This window comes from Pseudarthrobacter sp. MDT3-1 (assembly GCF_054510755.1).
In genome coordinates this window covers 1-16687 of sequence record NZ_JBTNDX010000046.1, presented here as the reverse complement: position 1 = coordinate 16687, position 16687 = coordinate 1, and the positions used below count along the sequence as shown (strand labels likewise).

The window sequence follows — 16687 nt, the reverse complement described above, 5'->3', positions numbered from 1 at the left end:
GCAAGACTTGATTCACTTCTAACAAGGGCTGCGCCTATTCACCTGAACGCAACGCCGGGATACGGGTTGACATCACCGTGCAGACCTTAACCGAACGGCATTGACCCTAGGCGGGTGGGCGTACAGAAGCCTTGAAACGACGTCGGGAATTTGCCAGGTGGCTCCGCATGGCAGCAGCTGCCGCGCTTTCATCGCCGTCGGCGATGGCGGCAGCGATGGACCGGTGCTCGTGCACCACCTGGTCAAAGTGGTCCCGTGCGTAATGTTCGACGCCGGTGAGCAGCCGGGTGCGCGGCATCGCGATCATCGTCTGACCCAAGGCGGCGAGGCAGTCTGAGTAGAAAGGGTTGCCGGAGGCCACCGCGATGGCCCGGTGGAACTCGAAGTCGGCCTTCATGGCGTGGCCGGGGTGGTCAGCGCTGGCGGCGAACTGTTCCAGGGCGGTATTGACGGCCCTGAGCTGGCGGTCGGAGTGGTTGCGGGCGGCAAGGGCCGCAGACTCGGTCTCCACTCCCAGCCGGAAAGCCAGCAGGTGGAGGCGGTCTTCGACGCTGGCCACGGGGCGGCTGCCCGGAACTGGCTGGGGGCCGTCGTCGGGCGGGGTCAACGCGAAGCTGCCCCGCCCGCGTTCGGTTTCCACCAGCCCTTCGGCCTGGAGGCGCGTCAGCGCCGAGCGCACCACGGTGCGGCTGACACCGAAGTCGCCCATCAGCGCATTTTCGCTGGGAAGCTTGTCGCCGGGCTGGATGACGCCGTCCACGATGCGCGTGCGAAGGTCGGCGGCGAGGTCCGCGGTCAGGTTCCGGCTCATGCGTTCAAGGTTACGCGCCGAACTCCACGGACTCGGTGGTCCAGGCGCGGGCCCGGTCACTGAGGGTCACGCCCAGGCCGGGGCGGTCCGGGACCAGCATGCGGCCGTTCTTGGTTTCGAGGCGTTCGTTGAACAGTGGGTCGAGCCAGTCGAAGTGCTCCACCCACGGTTCCCGCGGGTATGCCGCGGCGAGGTGCAGGTGGATCTCCATGGCGAAGTGCGGCGCCAGGCCCAGCCCGCGCTCGTCCGCGAGGGCCGCGAGGCGCAAAAACTGGGTGATGCCGCCGACGCGGGGTGCGTCCGGCTGGATAATATCGCAGCCGTTGGCGTTGATGAGGCCCTTGTGCTCGGCAACGGACGCCAGCATCTCACCCGTGGCGATGGGCGTGTCCAGGACGTTGGCCAGGTGCGCGTGGCCCTCAAAGTCGTAGGCATCCAGCGGCTCTTCGATCCAGATGAGGTTGAACTGCTCCAACTGGCGGCCCAAACGCAGGGCGGTGGCGCGGTCCCACTGCTGGTTGGCGTCCACCATCAGGGGAACATCCCAGCCGATGTGTTCGCGGATGCCGGCCACGCGGCGCAGGTCTTCGGCGGAATCGGGCAGGCCCACCTTGATCTTGATGCCGCCGATGCCTTCCTCCAGGAGGACGGTGGCGCGGTCCTTGACCTCTGCAAGCGAGGCGTTGAGGAAGCCGCCGGAGGTGTTGTACGTCTGGACGGAGTCCCGGTAGGCGCCAAGGAATTTGGCCAACGAGAGGCCGGCACGCTTGGCTTTGAGGTCGTACAGCGCGATGTCGATGGCGGCGAGGGCCTGCGTGGCCACACCCGAGCGGCCCACGGAGGCGCCGGCCCAGAGCAGCTTGGTGTAGATCTTGCCGATGTCGTTCGGGTCCTCGCCGATGAGTCCTTCCGCGACCTCCTTGGCATGGGCGTACTGGGCGGGACCGCCGGCGCGCTTGGAGTAGCTGAAGCCGATACCGCTGTGGCCCAGTTCCGTGGTGATCTCCGCGAACAGGAACACCACTTCGGTCATGGGCTTCTGGCGGCCGGTGAACACCTTGGCGTCACTGATGGGGACCGCCAGCGGCAGCCGCGCGGTGGAAAGCTTTACGTGCCGGATGACATCGACGGTACTCATGGTTGCTCCTCGAAAGCAGACTGTCCGGGCTGCATTGCCCTACTACTTAGATTACAAGTATTAAACTTGTATTACAAGTAGGGCGGGTTTATCCCACCAGCCAGGCGACAGCAACGAGCGCCCCTACGCTGAGCACAGTGGTACACAGGATGACGTCGCGGGCCACCGTCATGCCGCGGCCGTAGGGGGACGCGAATAGGAAGACGTTCTGCGCCGTGGGAAGTGCAGCCATAATGACGCTGGCGAGTAGATGCTGCCCTTCGAGCCCGAAGACAAAGCGGCCAAGTACCCACACAATCAGCGGCATTCCGGCGATCTTGAGGAACGTTGCCACGAGGGTTTCGGTCCGGCCGTCGTCCTTCTGCAGCGGTGCGCGGCCGGCGAGGGACAGTCCGAAGGCCAGGAGGACCATGGGCACGGCCCCGCCGGCCAGCATGTCAATCGGCTTCTGCAGCAGGTCCGGCGCAGTCCAGCCTGTCAGGGCGACGGCCACACCCAATGCCGAGGCGATGATCATGGGATTGCCCAACGGCTGCAGCAGCATCTTCTTCCATGAGATTTTCGTGCCGGAGACCAGCCCCAGGACAGTCAGGTAGAACGGCGCCATCACCAGGAGCTGGACCAGGAGCACGGGCGCCACGTGCTGCGCTGTCCCCACGGCGTACAGGGATACCGGGATGCCGATGTTGTTCGCGTTCGCGTAACTGCTGGCCATGGCGCCGACGGCGGTCTCCGCCGCAGGACGCCGGAAGAACAGGAAACTCGCCAGCCAATAAAGAAGCCCCACTATCGCTGCGGAGAGCAGCGCCAGCGGGGCATCGGTTCCCAGGGCGGCGTGGATGTCGCTGCCGGCAACCACCGTAAACAGCAGCGCCGGGTTGGTGACGTAGTAGGCGGTGCGGGTCAGCGCCCCTTGGACTTCCGGTCCCAGGATCCGCAGCCGGGCGGCGAAATAGCCCACGGCAATGACGACGGAGACGATCAGGATTCCGGAGACAACGCCGCCCACTATGCGCCCTATCTATTTAGCTGTTGGAATTCCCGCACGGCCGTCTCCTGTTGAGGAGGAGGTCCGGCCGTGCGGAAGCTGGGTGGTCGAAAAGCTTCTACCTGACCAGGCAGGGCCGCTTCGGGTCAAATGACCAGCCGTCGATGTAGTACTGCATGCCGATGCTGTCGTCGCGCGCGTCGAGGCCGTGCTGCAGGTACAGCTCGTGGGCCTTGTCCAGGGCGTCGCGGTCCAGTTCAATCCCCAGGCCTGGAGACGCCGGGACCTCAATGGCGCCATCGCGGATCTGCAGTGGGTTCTTAGTCAGCCCCTGCCCGTCCTGCCAGATCCAGTGCGTGTCAAGCGCCGTGATCTCGCCCGGAGCGGCCGCACCGGTGTGGGTGAACATGGCCAGGGAAATATCGAAGTGGTTGTTCGAGTGCGATCCCCAGGTCAGGCCGAACTCCTTGCATAGCTGCGCCACGCGGACTGAGCCGGACATGGTCCAGAAATGCGGGTCTGCCAGCGGGATGTCCACCGCGTTGCTGCGGATTGCGTGCGACATCTCCCGCCAGTCCGTGGCGATCATGTTGGTGGCCGTCTTCAGGCCGGTGGCACGGCGGAACTCAGCCATAACCTCGCGTCCGGAGAACCGTCCTTCGGCGCCGCAAGGGTCCTCGGCGTAGGCAACGATGCCCTGCATCCGCTTGCCGAGGCGGATGGCTTCCTCCAGGAGCCAGCCGCCGTTGGGGTCCAGGGTGATGCGCGCGTCCGGGAAGCGCTCGTGAAGGGCGGTGACCACATCCACTTCGACGTCCCCGGACAACACCCCGCCCTTGAGCTTGAAGTCGCTGAAGCCGTAGCGCTCCTGGGCCGCCTCGGCCAGGGCCACAACAGCCTCCGGAGTCATGGCCTCCTGCCGGCGGAGCTTCTCCCACCGGTCCGACGGCGCGTCCTCCACCAGGTAGGGAAGGTCGGTCCGGGCGTGGTCACCTATAAAGAAGAGGTATCCGAGCATCGGCACGGAGGTGCGCTGCTGCCCGTCACCGAGCAGTTCGGCAACGGGAACGCCGAGGAACTGGCCGTGCAGGTCCAGAAGGGCGGACTCGACGGCGGTGACCGCGTGCACGGTGGTGCGCAGGTCGAACGTCTGCAGGCCGCGGCCGCCGGCGTCGCGGTCCGCGAACTCTGCCGCAATTTCGCGCAGCAGGGAACGGTAGCGGGCCACGGGCTTGCCCGCGATGAGGGTTTCGGCTTCCTCGATGGTGGCCTTGATCTTCTCGCCGCCGGGCACCTCGCCGAGCCCGGTCCGCCCGTCGGAGTCGGTCACTATGACCACGTTCCGGGTGAAGAAGGGTCCGTGGGCGCCGCTGAGGTTCATCAGCATGCTGTCGTGGCCGGCCACGGGGACCACTTCCACGCGGGCGATGGTGGGCTGGGTGCTCATGCGCTGACCTCCACATCTGCAGCAACAACAGTGCCGTCGATGCGGCGGTTCAGGTGCCACGGGTTGCCGTCCTGAAGCGCGGCCGGCAGGAGTTCCTGGGGCAGGTTCTGGTAGGCGACCGGCCGCAGGAAGCGGTTGATGGCAAGGGTGCCCACCGAGGTGGTGCGGGAGTCGGAGGTGGCGGGGAAGGGGCCGCCATGAACCATGGCATGGCCTACTTCGACGCCGGTGGGCCAGCCGTTGACGATGATACGCCCCACCTTCTGCTCCAAGGCAGGGACCAGGCGCGCCGCCGTCGGGTAGTCCTCCGCAGTGAGCTGCAACGAGGCGGTGAGCTGGCCTTCAAGCCGTTCGGTCGCCCGGATGAGTTCTTCAACCGTGCTGTAACGGATGACCAGGCTCGCGGCACCGAAAATTTCGGCGTGCAGCACCTGGTTGGACACGAACTCGGACACGTTAGTGCCGAAGATCGTCGGCGCCGGTGCGTTCCTTGTCGCGCCTTCCATGCCCTGCCCAATGACGTCCACGCCGGCTGCGCTGCCCAGTGCTTGGGCACCGGCGTTCCATGATCCGGCGATGCCTTCGGTGAGCATGGTCTGCCCTGAGCGGGCAGAGACAGCACGGCCGACGGCGGCAGCGAGTTTGTCGCCCACCTCGCCTTCGGGGGCGAACAGCAGGCCGGGGGAGGTGCAGAGCTGGCCGGAGCTGCCGGTAACGGCGGTGACATACTGCTGTGCCAGGGTGTCGACGTCGCCCTTGAGGGCGCCTTCGAAAACGAAGACCGGGTTGAGGGAGGACATTTCCGCGTAAACGGGGATCGGTTCCGGGCGGGCGGCGGCGGTGCGCATCAGGGCGATACCGGCGGACTGGGAACCGGTGAAGCCCACGGCCTTGATGGCGGGATCAGCGACGAGTGCCTGGCCGATGCTGGCACCGGGGCCGTAGATCAGGGAGAAGACGCCGGGGTGCAGGCCGAAGTCCTTGACCGCCTTGATGATGGCCTGGCCCACGAGTTCACCGGTGCCCGGGTGGGCGTTGTGGGCTTTGAAGACGACCGGGCAGCCGGCGGCGAGGGCGGAGGCGGTGTCTCCTCCCGCCGTCGAGAAGGCCAGCGGGAAGTTGCTGGCACCGAAAACTGCCACCGGGCCGAGCGGGATCTGGCGCTGGCGGATGTCCACCCTGGGCAGGGGAGTACGTTCGGGCAGGGCCGGGTCGATGCGGACGCCGCGGAAGTCGCCCTGCCGGACCACCGCGGCGAAGAGCCGCAGCTGGCCGGTGGTCCGGGCACGCTCACCGGTCAGCCGGGCGGCGGGAAGCCCGGTTTCCTGGCCGGCGCGGATGGTCAGTTCCCCGCCGATGGCCTCGATGTTGTCCGCGATGGCCTCAAGGAAGCCGGCGTGCGTTTCAGGATCCAGGGTGCTGAAGGACGGGTAGGCCGCGGCGGCGGCGGAGGTCGCCGTCGTCAGCTGTTCTTCGGTGATCAGCGAGTAAGCGGGCGCCAGTTGTTCGTTGGTGGCGGGGTTGAAGCCGAAAGCGGTTTTGCCGCTCCCGGCGACGGGTTGTCCGGCGATCAGGGAATGTCCGGTGAGTGTCACTGTAGTTACTCCTAGGGAGAAGGTGATCAGGAGACGGTGGCGATGAGGGCTTTGAGGTCTGCGAAGTCCTGGGGTGCCAGGTTCTGCAGCGGCGGGCGGACCCCGCCGGCCGAGCGGCCGATGGCATCCAGGCCGCCCTTGACGATGGAGACAGAGTAGCCCTTGACGCGGTCGCGGATATCCAGGTAGGGGATCACGAAGTCATTGAGCTTCTTGTTCACGGCCACCCGGTCGTTGTTGCGGACGTCCTGGTAGAAGTCCAGGGCGAACTGCGGGAGGAAGTTGTACATGGCGCTGGAGTAGGTGCTCATGCCCAGCTGCAGCAGCGGGAGGGCGAAGGTTTCTGCCGTGGGAAGGCCGCCGAGGTAGAAGAGGCGGTCGCCGAGCTTGGCGTAGACACGGGCATCGTGTTCAAGATCGCCCACGCCGTCCTTAAAACCAATCAGGTTTTCGTGGCGGTCCGCGAGGGTGGCAACGGTGGTGTCCTTGTAGATGGCGTTGGCGCGGTTGTAGATGATGACACCCAGCGAGGTTGAACTGCAGATGGCGCTGACGTGGTCGATCAGGCCGCCCTGGTCCGCCTCAGTGAGGTATGGGGGGAGGAGCAGGAGCCCGTCAGCGCCGGCGGCCTCCGCAGCCTGGGCGTTCTCGATGGCCTGCGCAGTGGAACCGCCCGCAGAGGCGAGCACCGGGACAATGCTGCCGACTTCATCGACGGCGGCGCGGACCACTCGCTCGGATTCCGACGGCGTGAGGGAGAAGCCTTCGCCGGTGCCGCCTGCTGCGAAGAGGCCGGCAACCGGGAAGCTGGCCTGCCAGGCAAGGTGCTTTCGGTAGTTTTCCTCGTCGACCTGCAGCTGGGCATCGAATGACGTCACCGGGAACGACAGCAGGCCTTCCTTGAGGGTGTCTGCCAGTTCCTGCGGGGTGTACTTTGCCACGGTGGAGTCCTCTGTGTGGGCGCCGCGTGCTAATTTCTCGCGGTCGGGGGTGTTGGTTCCTGTTCAGATTAGGCAGAGGACGTTATGCCTGTCTAAGTGTATTTGTGTATGCATTGATGCCGAAAGGGTATTGAGCTTCCGACGGCGGTCCCTACTCAGTGCGGAACTCCAGGTCCTGCAGGAGCCGCCGTAGCGCCGGGTTGGCCACCTTGCGTTTCCAGATGGCATGGAGCTCAACAGGGTCGTCGCTGCTGGGGCCGGCCAGCGGTAGGAATTCGACCCCTTTGATCGCCAGGAGCGTGGCTGAATGCGGGACAAAAGCCACACCCCGCTTGGCCGCGACCAGGGAGACCATGGTGAGGATCTGGCTCACGGTGTGCAGGACGTTCCCGTGGTTGATGGAGTGCATGCGGATGACCAGGTCGTAGAAGTAGGCGGCTTGCGTGGGTGAATGCATGATGAGCGGTTCGTCCCGGATGTCTTCGTCCTCCACGGGGCGGGACAGGTCCGCCAAACGGTGCCCTGTTGGCACGGCCAGCACCATGGACTCTTTGTACAGCAGGTGCGAATCGAAGATTTCCCCGTCGAAGGGCGGCCGGGCCAAGCCCAGGTCGAGCTCGCCGGTCAGCAGGCCCTGGATCTGTTCCCCGGTCACAAGCTCTTGGAGGTCAATGTCCACCTCGGGAAGAATGGACGCGATCTCTTCCAAGAGCGGCCCCAGGATGCTGAACCCGCTGGCGGCGGTGAAGCCCACGCGCAGCACGCCCGAGCGGCCGGTGGCGATCCGGCGGGCTGTCACCGGTGCGCGGTTGGCCAGGGCCATCAGCCGCTTGGCTTCGTCCAGGAAAGCGCTCCCGGCCGGTGTGAGCTGCACTTTGCGGTTGTCGCGTTCCAGCAGTTCCGTGCCGATGCTCTTCTCCAGCTTCTGGATCTGGCGGCTGAGCGGCGGCTGGGTCATATTCAGCTTTTCCGCCGCCCGCCCGAAATGGAGTTCCTCCGCGACCGCGATGAATCCGGCCAGTTGGTCAAAAGTGAACATGATGCCTTTCGGGTATCACCCCATGCATTTTTGGGCTTAGACATGCATCATAGCGTCTCCCTATAGTCGTTGAGCGAGCCAGAAGTGATTCGGTTCACAGCGACGATCGGGCCTCGCCCGAATCTCTACGAGGAGTTCCAATGATGCACTTCCCCACACGCCGCACGATCCTGGGAGCGGCCTCTGCCGTTACGCTGCTGGCACTGACCGCCTGCGGCAACGTCGCAGGCAGCGCCGGAGCCGATTCATCCAAATACCCATCGGGCCCGGTCAATCTCTCGGTAGGTCAGGCTGCCGGCGGCAGCACGGACCTGATTGCCCGCGCCCTCGCCGAAGGCGCCTCCAAAACCCTTGGCCAGCCGATGCCCGTGGTCAATAAGCCGGGTGCAAACGGCGCCCTGGCAACCAAGGAAGTGGCCGGCAAGCCCGCTGATGGGCAGGAGCTCGTCCTGCTGAACGCATCCCTTATAACCATTACGCCGCTGGCAGTCTCAGCTGACGAAGCGGTCAACATTGACGACCTGGACATCATTGCCGGCCTCTCCCAGGACGACTACGTCCTGGTGGCAAGTCCCGGATCCGGGTTCAAGACCTTCAAGGATGTGACCGATGCCGGCCGGAACGTGACCTTCGGTACCACGGGTGTCGGCACCGGCAGCCAGCTTGCCCAGACAGTGCTCTTCAAGCAGGCCAACGTCAAAGGTACCGACATCCCGTTTGACAGCGGCAAGCCCGCCCTGACTGCCGCACTGGGCAACCAGGTGGAGCTCGCAACCATCCAGCTCGGTGAGGCAATGCCGCAGATCGCGGCCGGAAAGGTGGCCCCGCTCCTGGTCTTCTCCGAAAAACGCAACACGTTCCTGCCGGACACCCCGACGGCGAAGGAAGCGGGCTACGACGTTCCTGTGGCGCAGTACCGGGCCATCGCCGCTCCGAAGGGCACCCCGCAGGAGGTCAAGGACAAGCTGCAGGCCGCGTTCAAGGAGGCCTTCAAGTCGGAGGCCTACAAGGAGTTCAACAAGAAGAATATGCTGACGCCCAAGGAGATCTCCGGTGCGGAAGTGGCCACCGACTGGAAGGCTTACGCAGCGAAATACAAGGAGCTGGTGGAGAAGTACGACATCAGCCTTGGCGGAAATAAGTGACTCCTGTGAAGGAAACTTCCGCGGAATCCGCTGGCGAGCTGGATGACCTGACCCCCGAACAGCTCGCGGCCCAGTGGGAGGACGAAAAGCCTCCCGCCGCCGGAGCGTTGGCCAATGCGGCATCCTCACTGGTGGTCCTTGGCGTGGGGACCGGAGCGGCCGTCCTGGCCATCATGATGGGAGTGGGAACTCCTGACAAGCCGCAGCCCGGCCTGTGGCCGTTCACCATCAGCTGCGTCATGGTGGCGCTCGGGCTGTTCCAGCTGATGTCCGGCCGGCACAACCGGGATGCGGAGAAATTCACCCGCATGTCCAGCGCGCCGCTGACCGGACTGGTGACCTTGGCCGCAATGGTGGCCCTCATGCCACTTATGGGTTTTGAGCTGCCAGCCCTGGCGCTGTGCGTCATCTGGATGCGCTTCCTCGGCGGCGAAACCTGGCGCTCCACCCTCGTTGTCAGCGCAAGTGTGGTCATCGCCTTTTATGGCATCTTCGTCCTCGCGCTCAACACCTCCATTCCCCACCTCTTCTAGGAGACCCCCGTGGATTTTCTAAATCCCGTTATCAACGGATTTGCCGTTGTCCTGGAGCCGACAAACCTCCTTTACTGCTTGATCGGCGTCGTGATCGGCATGCTGATCGGTGTACTGCCCGGACTGGGGCCCGCGGCAACCATCGCCATTTTGCTTCCGCTCACCTACAACGTTGAGCCCGTCACGGCCATCATCATGCTCGCCGGCATTTTCTACGGCGCCCAGTACGGCGGCACCATCACGTCCGTGCTGCTGCGGCTCCCCGGCGAAGCGTCCTCTGTTGTCACCGTCTTCGACGGTTACCAGATGGCCAAGCAGGGCAAGGCCGGTACTGCGCTGGGCCTGGCGGCCATCGGCTCCTTCATTGGTGGCACTGCTTCTATCATCGGCCTGACGTTCCTGGCCCCCATTGTGGCGAGCTTCGCGCTGGACTTCGGTCCGCCGGAATACACCGCGCTGGCCATGCTCGGTATCCTCCTGGTGGCCACCATCAGCAACGGATCAAAAGCCAAGGCGCTCATCGCCGCGGCCCTCGGCCTCCTGCTGGCAACTGTCGGCAGGGACATCTTTACCGGTGAAAGCCGCTTTACCTTCGGCAGCCTGCAACTCGCAGACGGCATCGATTTTGTGCCGATCGCCATGGGTCTCTTCGGACTCGGTGAGATCCTCTACAACCTGGAGGAACGGCACCGGGCCGCGAAGGCGCCGTCGAAGGTTGCCAACGTTTGGCCCTCCAGGAAGGACCTGAAGCAGGCCTCCGGCGCGATCGGCCGCGGGTCGGTCCTCGGATTCTTCCTGGGCATCCTCCCCGGTGGCGGTGCGACCATCGCCTCGATGGCCTCCTACGCCATGGAAAAGAAGCGCGCCAAGCAGCCGGAGCGCTTCGGCAAGGGCGCTCCCGAGGGTGTGGCGGGACCAGAAACTGCCAACAACGCCGCCGCCACTTCATCCTTTATCCCGCTGCTGACGCTCGGGATCCCCGCCAACGCCACCATGGCGCTGATGTTCGGCGCGCTGCTGATCCAGGGCGTAACTCCCGGTCCGCAGTTGGTGGAACAGAACCCCGAGCTCTTCTGGGGTGTGGTGAACTCCATGTACATCGGCAACATCCTGCTGCTGATCATGAGCCTGCCGCTGGTGGGAATCTTCGTGAAGATCCTCCGCGTTCGGGCCGCCATCCTGGCGCCCGTCACGGCCCTGATCACCCTGCTGGGCGCGTACACCATCAACAACAGCATGTTCGATGTCACCCTGGTGGTCGTCTTCGGTATCGTCGGCTACCTCATGAAGAAGTTCGGCTTTGAACCAGGTCCCCTGGTACTCGCGTTTGTGCTCGGCGAACTGCTGGAAAGCTCCATGCGCCGCTCGCTGCTGGTCTTCGGCGGAGACCCGACCGGCTTCTTCGGCCGCCCCATCTCGGCCACCCTGCTGGTGGTGTTCGTCCTGGTAGCAGCGCTGCCCGTTATCCGCGGTGCCGCAGCCAAGCGCAAGGCCTCCGTCCCGGCGGGCCCGTCAACATCAGAAATCAAGGAGAAGGTATGAGCATCGTTGTCGGATTCGTTCCTACACCCGCAGGAGAAGCCGCACTTACGGCAAGCATCGCGGAAGCCAAGCTTCGCAACGAGGACCTGGTGATCGTCAATTCTGCGCGGGAAGGCGCACTGGTGGACAAGTCAGTGGCACCCGACGACATCCTCGCACAGGCAGCCCAGCGAGCCACCGAAGCTGGCGTTAAGGCCACCGTCATCCAGCCGCCGTACCTGAGCGATCTTGCTGACGAATTCCTGGAATTCGCCCGGGAGGCTGATGCGTCGCTGATCGTCATCGGCCTCCGCCACCGCACGCAGGTGGGCAAGTTCATCCTGGGCAGCCACGCGCAACGGATTCTGATGCAGGCGGACCGGCCGGTGCTGGCGGTCAAGGCCGGTACCTCAGACCTCTAGGTTCCGCAGGGCTAGTCCGGGTAGAAAAGAAGCATGCTTACCAATAGGCTGGCGGAGGGGAACTTCCCTTTCGACCAGAACGAGGTGAGAGCATGACGGACACTGAAAACATCAGCAAAGTTACGGACATCATCAACGATTCGCACATCGGTATGTTGACCACCATCAACGAAGACGGCGCCCTGGTCAGCAGGCCGCTCGCCGTCCAGGACGTGCAGGATGACGGCGACCTGTGGTTCTTCACGGGCCGGGGAACCTCCCAGGTGGCACACATCCAGGCTGATCCGAGGGTCAACGTCTCCTTCGGCAGGCGCACCGAGTGGGTGTCGGTGGCCGGCACCGCCGAGGTGGTCACGGACCGGGCCAAGATCCACGAAATGTGGAACCAGGTAGTTGAAGCGTGGTTCCCCGACGGACCGGACACTCCGGAAGTGTGCCTGCTCCGGGTGGACTCGGAATCCGCAGAATACTGGACTAGCCCGGGCGGCACGGCGGCCACCGTCCTCCAGTGGGTCAAGTCCAAAGTGACGCACAGCCGGATGAGTGTAGGCGAAAGTGGCACAGTAGAGGTTTAGGGGAAGGGTCCGGGGCCGCCCGTAGGCTACGGCACGGCTGTCAGCGCGGCGAGGACGGCGGGGAGCAGCACGTCATTGCGGCCCCAGACCGGATCCAGGATTTCCACGTACCAGGAGTCGGCGAGCAGGAGCGCCAGCGTTTCGTTGGTTTCCTCCGCCCAGTCCTGGATCTGCTCTTCCTGCACCGGAGTCTCGCTGGAGCCGAGGACGGTAACTACCTCGTCGCCGTCGAGCGTTACGGGGATGGCGGCGCTGCTGGCCTCGCCCGGGGCATGGGCCACGGTCACCAGCTCAGTCCGGGTGGAAAGGGCCAGGAGTTCCACTGCCGCCTCTGCACTGCAGAAGCCGGTCACGTACTGCCGCTGGGCGGAGTTGCCGGTCCGCAGCCCGGGCTGGGATTCCTTGGTGAACAGCCCGTTCCTGTTGAGGGCGGCAAGCTCGGTGGCGATCGGTTCTGTTTCGTCGTCGTAGCGAACCGTAAAGGTGGCGGCCTGGTATTCGCTACGGCCCTCCAGCCAGCGCGCCGTCAGTTCCCCGGCAGCTTCCAGGGTGATGGCCTCCCGCCAGGCCCCCTTATCCTCCAGGCGCCTGCCGAACTGGTCACGGACTTCCGCTTCTGTGGGTTCCATCCTCGGATGCTACGGCGCCCCGCGGCCGGACTCCAGTGGCGGCGACACGGCAGTTAATGTCCGACGGCGGTGATTCCGGCAGCACGTTCCGCCGCGGCGAGGGCAACGCCAAAGCGGACGACGGCGGGAGCGTACCCTTGGTGCGGCACCGCCCGCAGCTGCTCTGCCTCCCTCATGGCGCGGATCAGCGCAGACGTTTCGGGCAGCCGGACGTCCGTCATGGCGGGGTAGTCGATGCAGCTGGCTGGGTCCAGTTCGTAGCGGCTCCACCGGGCCAGGAGTGCGTCATGTTCAGCCTGCGCCGCGGCGTGAACGGGCCGGTCCTGTCGCAGCTGCCGGCGGCGTTCCTGCCAGGCCAGGATCTGGGGGCTGCCACGGTAGGCGGCCACGCCCGCACCTGTGCCGAGTGCGGCGAGGACCACACCAAACCAGGGTGACGCGAGTGTGGGAATGAGGATCGCCGGAATGGCGACCGCAGACCCCATAAAGACGTCCCAGAACACGGGATCCGGGGCACGGACGGCAGGATCCGGCGTCGAATGCCGGCGGACGGCCAAGGCGGTGGCAGCCACCGCGCACACCAGCACTGCGCCCCAGAAACTCAGCTGCAACGCTCCAAACAGGACGGATTCTGCGAATGCCGGCACTGCGGCACCTCCCCGCGTCAGGCCCGGCCCAGGATTCCGGGTTGCTCCTTCCATTGCATCCCCTGTGGGCGCCGGGGTCAATGGGCGGGCAGGCTATGTGGATATGGCACGATCCTGAGACTGATCAGGGAGGCCTCCAGGCATTTGACTTGGCTCCTGGTTCCGCCTGCCAAACACGAAGTTCGCCCAACGCGACGATGTCTGCGTCACGAGCGGAGCGCAGCAGTTCGGCCAATTGAGGCCTGAGGGTACAGATGCCGGAAGCCTTGTCGCTGAAAATCTAATCCAAGGCTTGGCCGCCGAGCTTGCGCTGTTCATTCTGGTCCAGCGTGGTAACCCTCGCATACCGGATTCCTTGACCTGCCGCCGTAGTCACCCCTGCCGAAGCTGTCAGGATGAAACCTATGACTTTCCAAAAGGCATGTCCGGAAACGCTATTTCAGACCCTATTCTGACACTCGTCCGAGTGGGATGGACGTCAGGTTGGGGTGTGCCCTTACCAGACGGGTGGTGCACCCTGCTGAGAACTGTCACCCAGGCCTAGGGGGTTGAGGACCAATGCTCGGAAAAGTCACGCTTAGACCGGTGTCGGGAAAGGACCATCTACCGACACCCCGACCTACCGGCGACACGCCGCGAAATCTATGTCGGAAACCCGCGCCGGAAATCAACGTCGGCAAACCCTGCCTTAACGGTATTCTCGACACATGTTGATCGGATATGCCAGAGTCTCCACCGCCGACCAGAACCCAGACCACCAAACGGACGCCCTCGCCCGCGCCGGCGTCGACCCGCCAAACATCTACCTCGACCACGCCAGCGGCGCCAAAGCCAGCAGGCCCGAGCTCGATAAAGCCCTCGCCTCGGCCAACCGGGCCGGCGACCAGCTCGTCATCACCCGCCTGGACAGACTCGGCCGCTCAGTCCTGCACCTCGTCACTCTCGGCGCAGCTCTCCGGGAACGTGGTGTGGGATTGCGTGTCCTCGAGCAAGGCATCGACACCACGACCGCGGAAGGGCGGGCGATGTTCGGGATGCTCTCTGTCCTCGCTGAACTCCAGCGAGAACTCATAATCGCCAACACCCGCGACGGCCTCGCGGCCGCCCGCGCCCGCGGCCGAACCGGAGGAAGACGACCGAAACTCACCCCCGACCAGGTCCACCACGCTCAACAGCTCTACGATGCAGGGGATCACACCGTTCAGCGCATCGCCGATCTGCTTCAGGTCCCGCGCTCCACGATCTACGGCCATCTCAACAAAACAAGCATCGGACGACGGCCCACCGCCAGCGCCGCTGACCCGGCGTAACAGCGGTGCCGACCAGAACCTCTGATACCTGGCCCCACCGGCTTAGCGTGACTTTCCCGAGCATTGGTCCTCAAGCCCCTTTAAACCCTAAATCGAGGACTCCGCTGCTACCCGACTAATGACCCACGCACCTAGCGGCGGCGGTCCAGGTGAAGCCGGTTCCCCAATTCGGGACCGGCGACGTCGATGCCTCCCGAGACCGGGGCATCATCCCCAGCCGTCGCCGGTTCCACCTTTCTGAAGCTAACTCAGCCGTAAATGGCTCCGCCCCGGCGCTCAGCCGCAGCTCAGCCGGTGCTATCGAGGATCAGGCGCGCCGCTTCCGTTGGTTGGTCCCAGTGCGGGAAGTGACCGCAGTTTTCGAACCAGTGCAGCGTTGCATCCGGGAACAGCTCCGTGGCCCGCGCCGCCTCACTGGGAGCGGTGACCTTGTCCTTCCGCCCCCATCCAATGACCACTTTGCCCTTGAGCGAACCGGCCGGTGCGCCTTCCTGGCGGGGTCCGTGAATCAGCGCGTTGAGGGCCGGGTCCAGACTGGTCGATGTCTTGAACCCGCGAAGCTCGTGCAGGACCAGATCCTGCGGCAGCTTCCAAGGGTGGGCGGAGAACTGTGCCAACAGGGCCGTGCGGCCCACGGGGTTGCCCGTGAGGAAGGGGAGCGCCGGTTGGATGCGGCGCACCAGTGCGACGGATGCCTTGATGCTTGCACCAAAGATCGCTGCCTGGCGGTCATTCCAGAATCCACCAGGGTCCAGTGCGATCGTGGTGCCAGCGTGCCCTCGCCGTGCCATTTCCATCACCATCCGGGCGCCCATGGAGCTGCCTACCAGATCAAGGTCGCCCAGTTCCCCGTCGCGGATAAAGGCTTCGACGGCATCGGTCAGCGTGGCAATGGTGGTTTCGCCGGTCAGCGGCGCGGATTCGCCGCAACCGGGGAGGTCGACGGCGATGACATCGCGTTCAGCGGCCAGCGCCGGGATTACCGGGTTCCAGTTGCCAATACTCGAACCGAGCCCATGGATCAGGAGGAGTGGCTTACCGGAGCCTTGCCGGGTTGAGTGCAGCATGACTTCACTGTAGGGGCGGTGCAACATATCTGGCCAGAGGTCATCTGACGAAAGGCCCGACGGCACAGCGATACGCGGTTAGGCAGCGCATCCAACATGACTTGGATCGAACACATCTCAGGTGAAACACGCCTCAGGTCGAACACATCTCAGGCAGGGGCGAAGAGTTCAAGCGCCACGTTGTCGGGGTCCCTGAATTCCAGGATGTAACCGGCGCCGATGTCCTTGACTTCCCCATGCGCAATGCCGAGCTCGTCAAGGACCGTTACGGCGGTGTCGAGGTCGGTGCGGGCGCATACGGCAAAGCTCAGGTGATCCAGACCTACCCTGTCCGGGGGTTGAGGACCATTCCGCGGAAAAGTAGCGCTAAGGATTAAGCCGATCGCAACGATTGCTAGCGTCGATCGTTGAGAGAGCATGGCTGGTGAATATTTAACGGCTGCCGAAGAGGCGGCAGCGCGCTTCGGGCCGGCTCCCAAGACGGCGCGGGCCTGCCGGGTCACAGCTTCGATGCTCTCCACGTCGACCAGCATCGGATACTCCTGCCCGCCGGCAACTTCGTTCACCCCTGCCATGGCCGCGCGGGCATCAACGGCATCCAGAACGATTCCGGGTGTCCACACAAGGTGGATCACCCCGTCTGCACCAAGTTCTACAGTGCCCTTGAGACCCGCCCATGTGCCGGTCCCCGCTTCGGTGAGTTGCCGCGTTGAAGGCAACCGGGCCAGGGAAACCTCGATCCGGGAACACGAGCGCAGACCCTTCGGGACGCACGCCCGGTAACGAAGAAACGAATATCTCCGTTCCAGACCCCACTTCGTTCCCGGTGTACTGCGTCCTTCTGCCGGGGTGTTATTTCACGGTGAGGGTGCCTTTCAT

At 64.6% G+C, this 16687-nt stretch carries 17 protein-coding genes; 6 read left to right on the top strand and 11 right to left on the bottom strand.

All coding sequences use genetic code 11. The annotated features are described in order from the left end of the window. Positions 1 to 106: 106 nt before the first annotated feature. The 7 genes from ACX80X_RS20395 to ACX80X_RS20365 form a co-directional block, all read right to left on the bottom strand. Positions 107 to 811, bottom strand: a complete 705-nt coding sequence (locus ACX80X_RS20395) for a FadR/GntR family transcriptional regulator (protein WP_459310286.1) — start codon at positions 809 to 811, stop codon at positions 107 to 109. A 10-nt stretch (positions 812 to 821) separates the two neighbouring features. Next, positions 822 to 1949, bottom strand: a complete 1128-nt coding sequence (locus ACX80X_RS20390; protein ID WP_252600955.1) for an L-talarate/galactarate dehydratase — start codon at positions 1947 to 1949, stop codon at positions 822 to 824. Positions 1950 to 2037: 88 nt separating this feature from the next. Beyond that, positions 2038 to 2958: an AEC family transporter gene (locus ACX80X_RS20385; protein WP_252600957.1), complete on the bottom strand. Its 921-nt coding sequence runs from the start codon at positions 2956 to 2958 to the stop codon at positions 2038 to 2040. A 97-nt stretch (positions 2959 to 3055) separates the two neighbouring features. Beyond that, the gene (locus tag ACX80X_RS20380; protein WP_459310285.1) at positions 3056 to 4384 is read right to left on the bottom strand and encodes an enolase C-terminal domain-like protein; all 1329 of its coding nucleotides are present in this window, start codon (positions 4382 to 4384) and stop codon (positions 3056 to 3058) included. Then, positions 4381 to 5979: an aldehyde dehydrogenase (NADP(+)) gene (locus ACX80X_RS20375; RefSeq protein WP_459313170.1), complete on the bottom strand. Its 1599-nt coding sequence runs from the start codon at positions 5977 to 5979 to the stop codon at positions 4381 to 4383. Before ACX80X_RS20375 ends, ACX80X_RS20380 begins: the two co-directional genes overlap by 4 nt. Before the next feature lie 26 nt (positions 5980 to 6005). Continuing rightward, positions 6006 to 6920: a 5-dehydro-4-deoxyglucarate dehydratase gene (gene kdgD / locus ACX80X_RS20370; RefSeq protein ID WP_459310283.1), complete on the bottom strand. Its 915-nt coding sequence runs from the start codon at positions 6918 to 6920 to the stop codon at positions 6006 to 6008. A 151-nt stretch (positions 6921 to 7071) separates the two neighbouring features. Further along, the gene (locus ACX80X_RS20365; RefSeq protein ID WP_459310282.1) at positions 7072 to 7959 is read right to left on the bottom strand and encodes a LysR family transcriptional regulator; all 888 of its coding nucleotides are present in this window, start codon (positions 7957 to 7959) and stop codon (positions 7072 to 7074) included. Between the two features lie 140 nt (positions 7960 to 8099). On the opposite strand from ACX80X_RS20365, the gene ACX80X_RS20360 reads away from it, so the two are divergent. The 5 genes from ACX80X_RS20360 to ACX80X_RS20340 all read left to right on the top strand — a co-directional run bounded on the left by ACX80X_RS20360 (position 8100) and on the right by ACX80X_RS20340 (position 12155). Beyond that, positions 8100 to 9104, top strand: coding sequence for a Bug family tripartite tricarboxylate transporter substrate binding protein (locus ACX80X_RS20360; protein ID WP_459310281.1), 1005 nt, complete (start codon positions 8100 to 8102; stop codon positions 9102 to 9104). A gap of 5 nt (positions 9105 to 9109) precedes the next feature. Beyond that, entirely contained in the window at positions 9110 to 9637 is a 528-nt protein-coding gene (locus ACX80X_RS20355; RefSeq protein ID WP_459310280.1) for a tripartite tricarboxylate transporter TctB family protein, read from the top strand. A 9-nt stretch (positions 9638 to 9646) separates the two neighbouring features. Continuing rightward, a complete protein-coding gene (locus ACX80X_RS20350) occupies positions 9647 to 11179 on the top strand; it encodes a tripartite tricarboxylate transporter permease (RefSeq protein ID WP_459310279.1) in 1533 nt (510 codons plus the stop codon). Next, positions 11176 to 11580, top strand: coding sequence for a universal stress protein (locus tag ACX80X_RS20345; RefSeq protein ID WP_459310278.1), 405 nt, complete (start codon positions 11176 to 11178; stop codon positions 11578 to 11580). Before ACX80X_RS20350 ends, ACX80X_RS20345 begins: the two co-directional genes overlap by 4 nt. Positions 11581 to 11672: 92 nt before the next feature. After that, positions 11673 to 12155, top strand: coding sequence for a pyridoxamine 5'-phosphate oxidase family protein (locus ACX80X_RS20340; RefSeq protein ID WP_459310277.1), 483 nt, complete (start codon positions 11673 to 11675; stop codon positions 12153 to 12155). 26 nt (positions 12156 to 12181) lie between these two features. Here the strand turns inward: ACX80X_RS20340 and ACX80X_RS20335 are convergent, their stop codons facing one another. After that, positions 12182 to 12784 (bottom strand): DUF6919 domain-containing protein, encoded by a 603-nt coding sequence (locus ACX80X_RS20335; RefSeq protein ID WP_459310276.1) that lies wholly within the window; start codon positions 12782 to 12784, stop codon positions 12182 to 12184. Positions 12785 to 12837: 53 nt separating this feature from the next. After that, on the bottom strand, positions 12838 to 13431 hold the full coding sequence (locus ACX80X_RS20330) for a hypothetical protein (protein WP_459310275.1): 594 nt from the start codon (positions 13429 to 13431) through the stop codon (positions 12838 to 12840). 707 nt (positions 13432 to 14138) lie between these two features. On the opposite strand from ACX80X_RS20330, the gene ACX80X_RS20325 reads away from it, so the two are divergent. Beyond that, positions 14139 to 14741: a recombinase family protein gene (locus tag ACX80X_RS20325; protein WP_459310274.1), complete on the top strand. Its 603-nt coding sequence runs from the start codon at positions 14139 to 14141 to the stop codon at positions 14739 to 14741. A 287-nt stretch (positions 14742 to 15028) separates the two neighbouring features. On the opposite strand, the gene ACX80X_RS20320 is transcribed toward ACX80X_RS20325, so the two are convergent. Both ACX80X_RS20320 and ACX80X_RS20315 read right to left on the bottom strand, forming a co-directional pair. Then, entirely contained in the window at positions 15029 to 15808 is a 780-nt protein-coding gene (locus ACX80X_RS20320) for an alpha/beta fold hydrolase (RefSeq protein WP_459310273.1), read from the bottom strand. 149 nt (positions 15809 to 15957) lie between these two features. Continuing rightward, positions 15958 to 16443: a VOC family protein gene (locus tag ACX80X_RS20315; RefSeq protein ID WP_459313168.1), complete on the bottom strand. Its 486-nt coding sequence runs from the start codon at positions 16441 to 16443 to the stop codon at positions 15958 to 15960. Between the last annotated feature and the right edge of the window lie 244 nt (positions 16444 to 16687).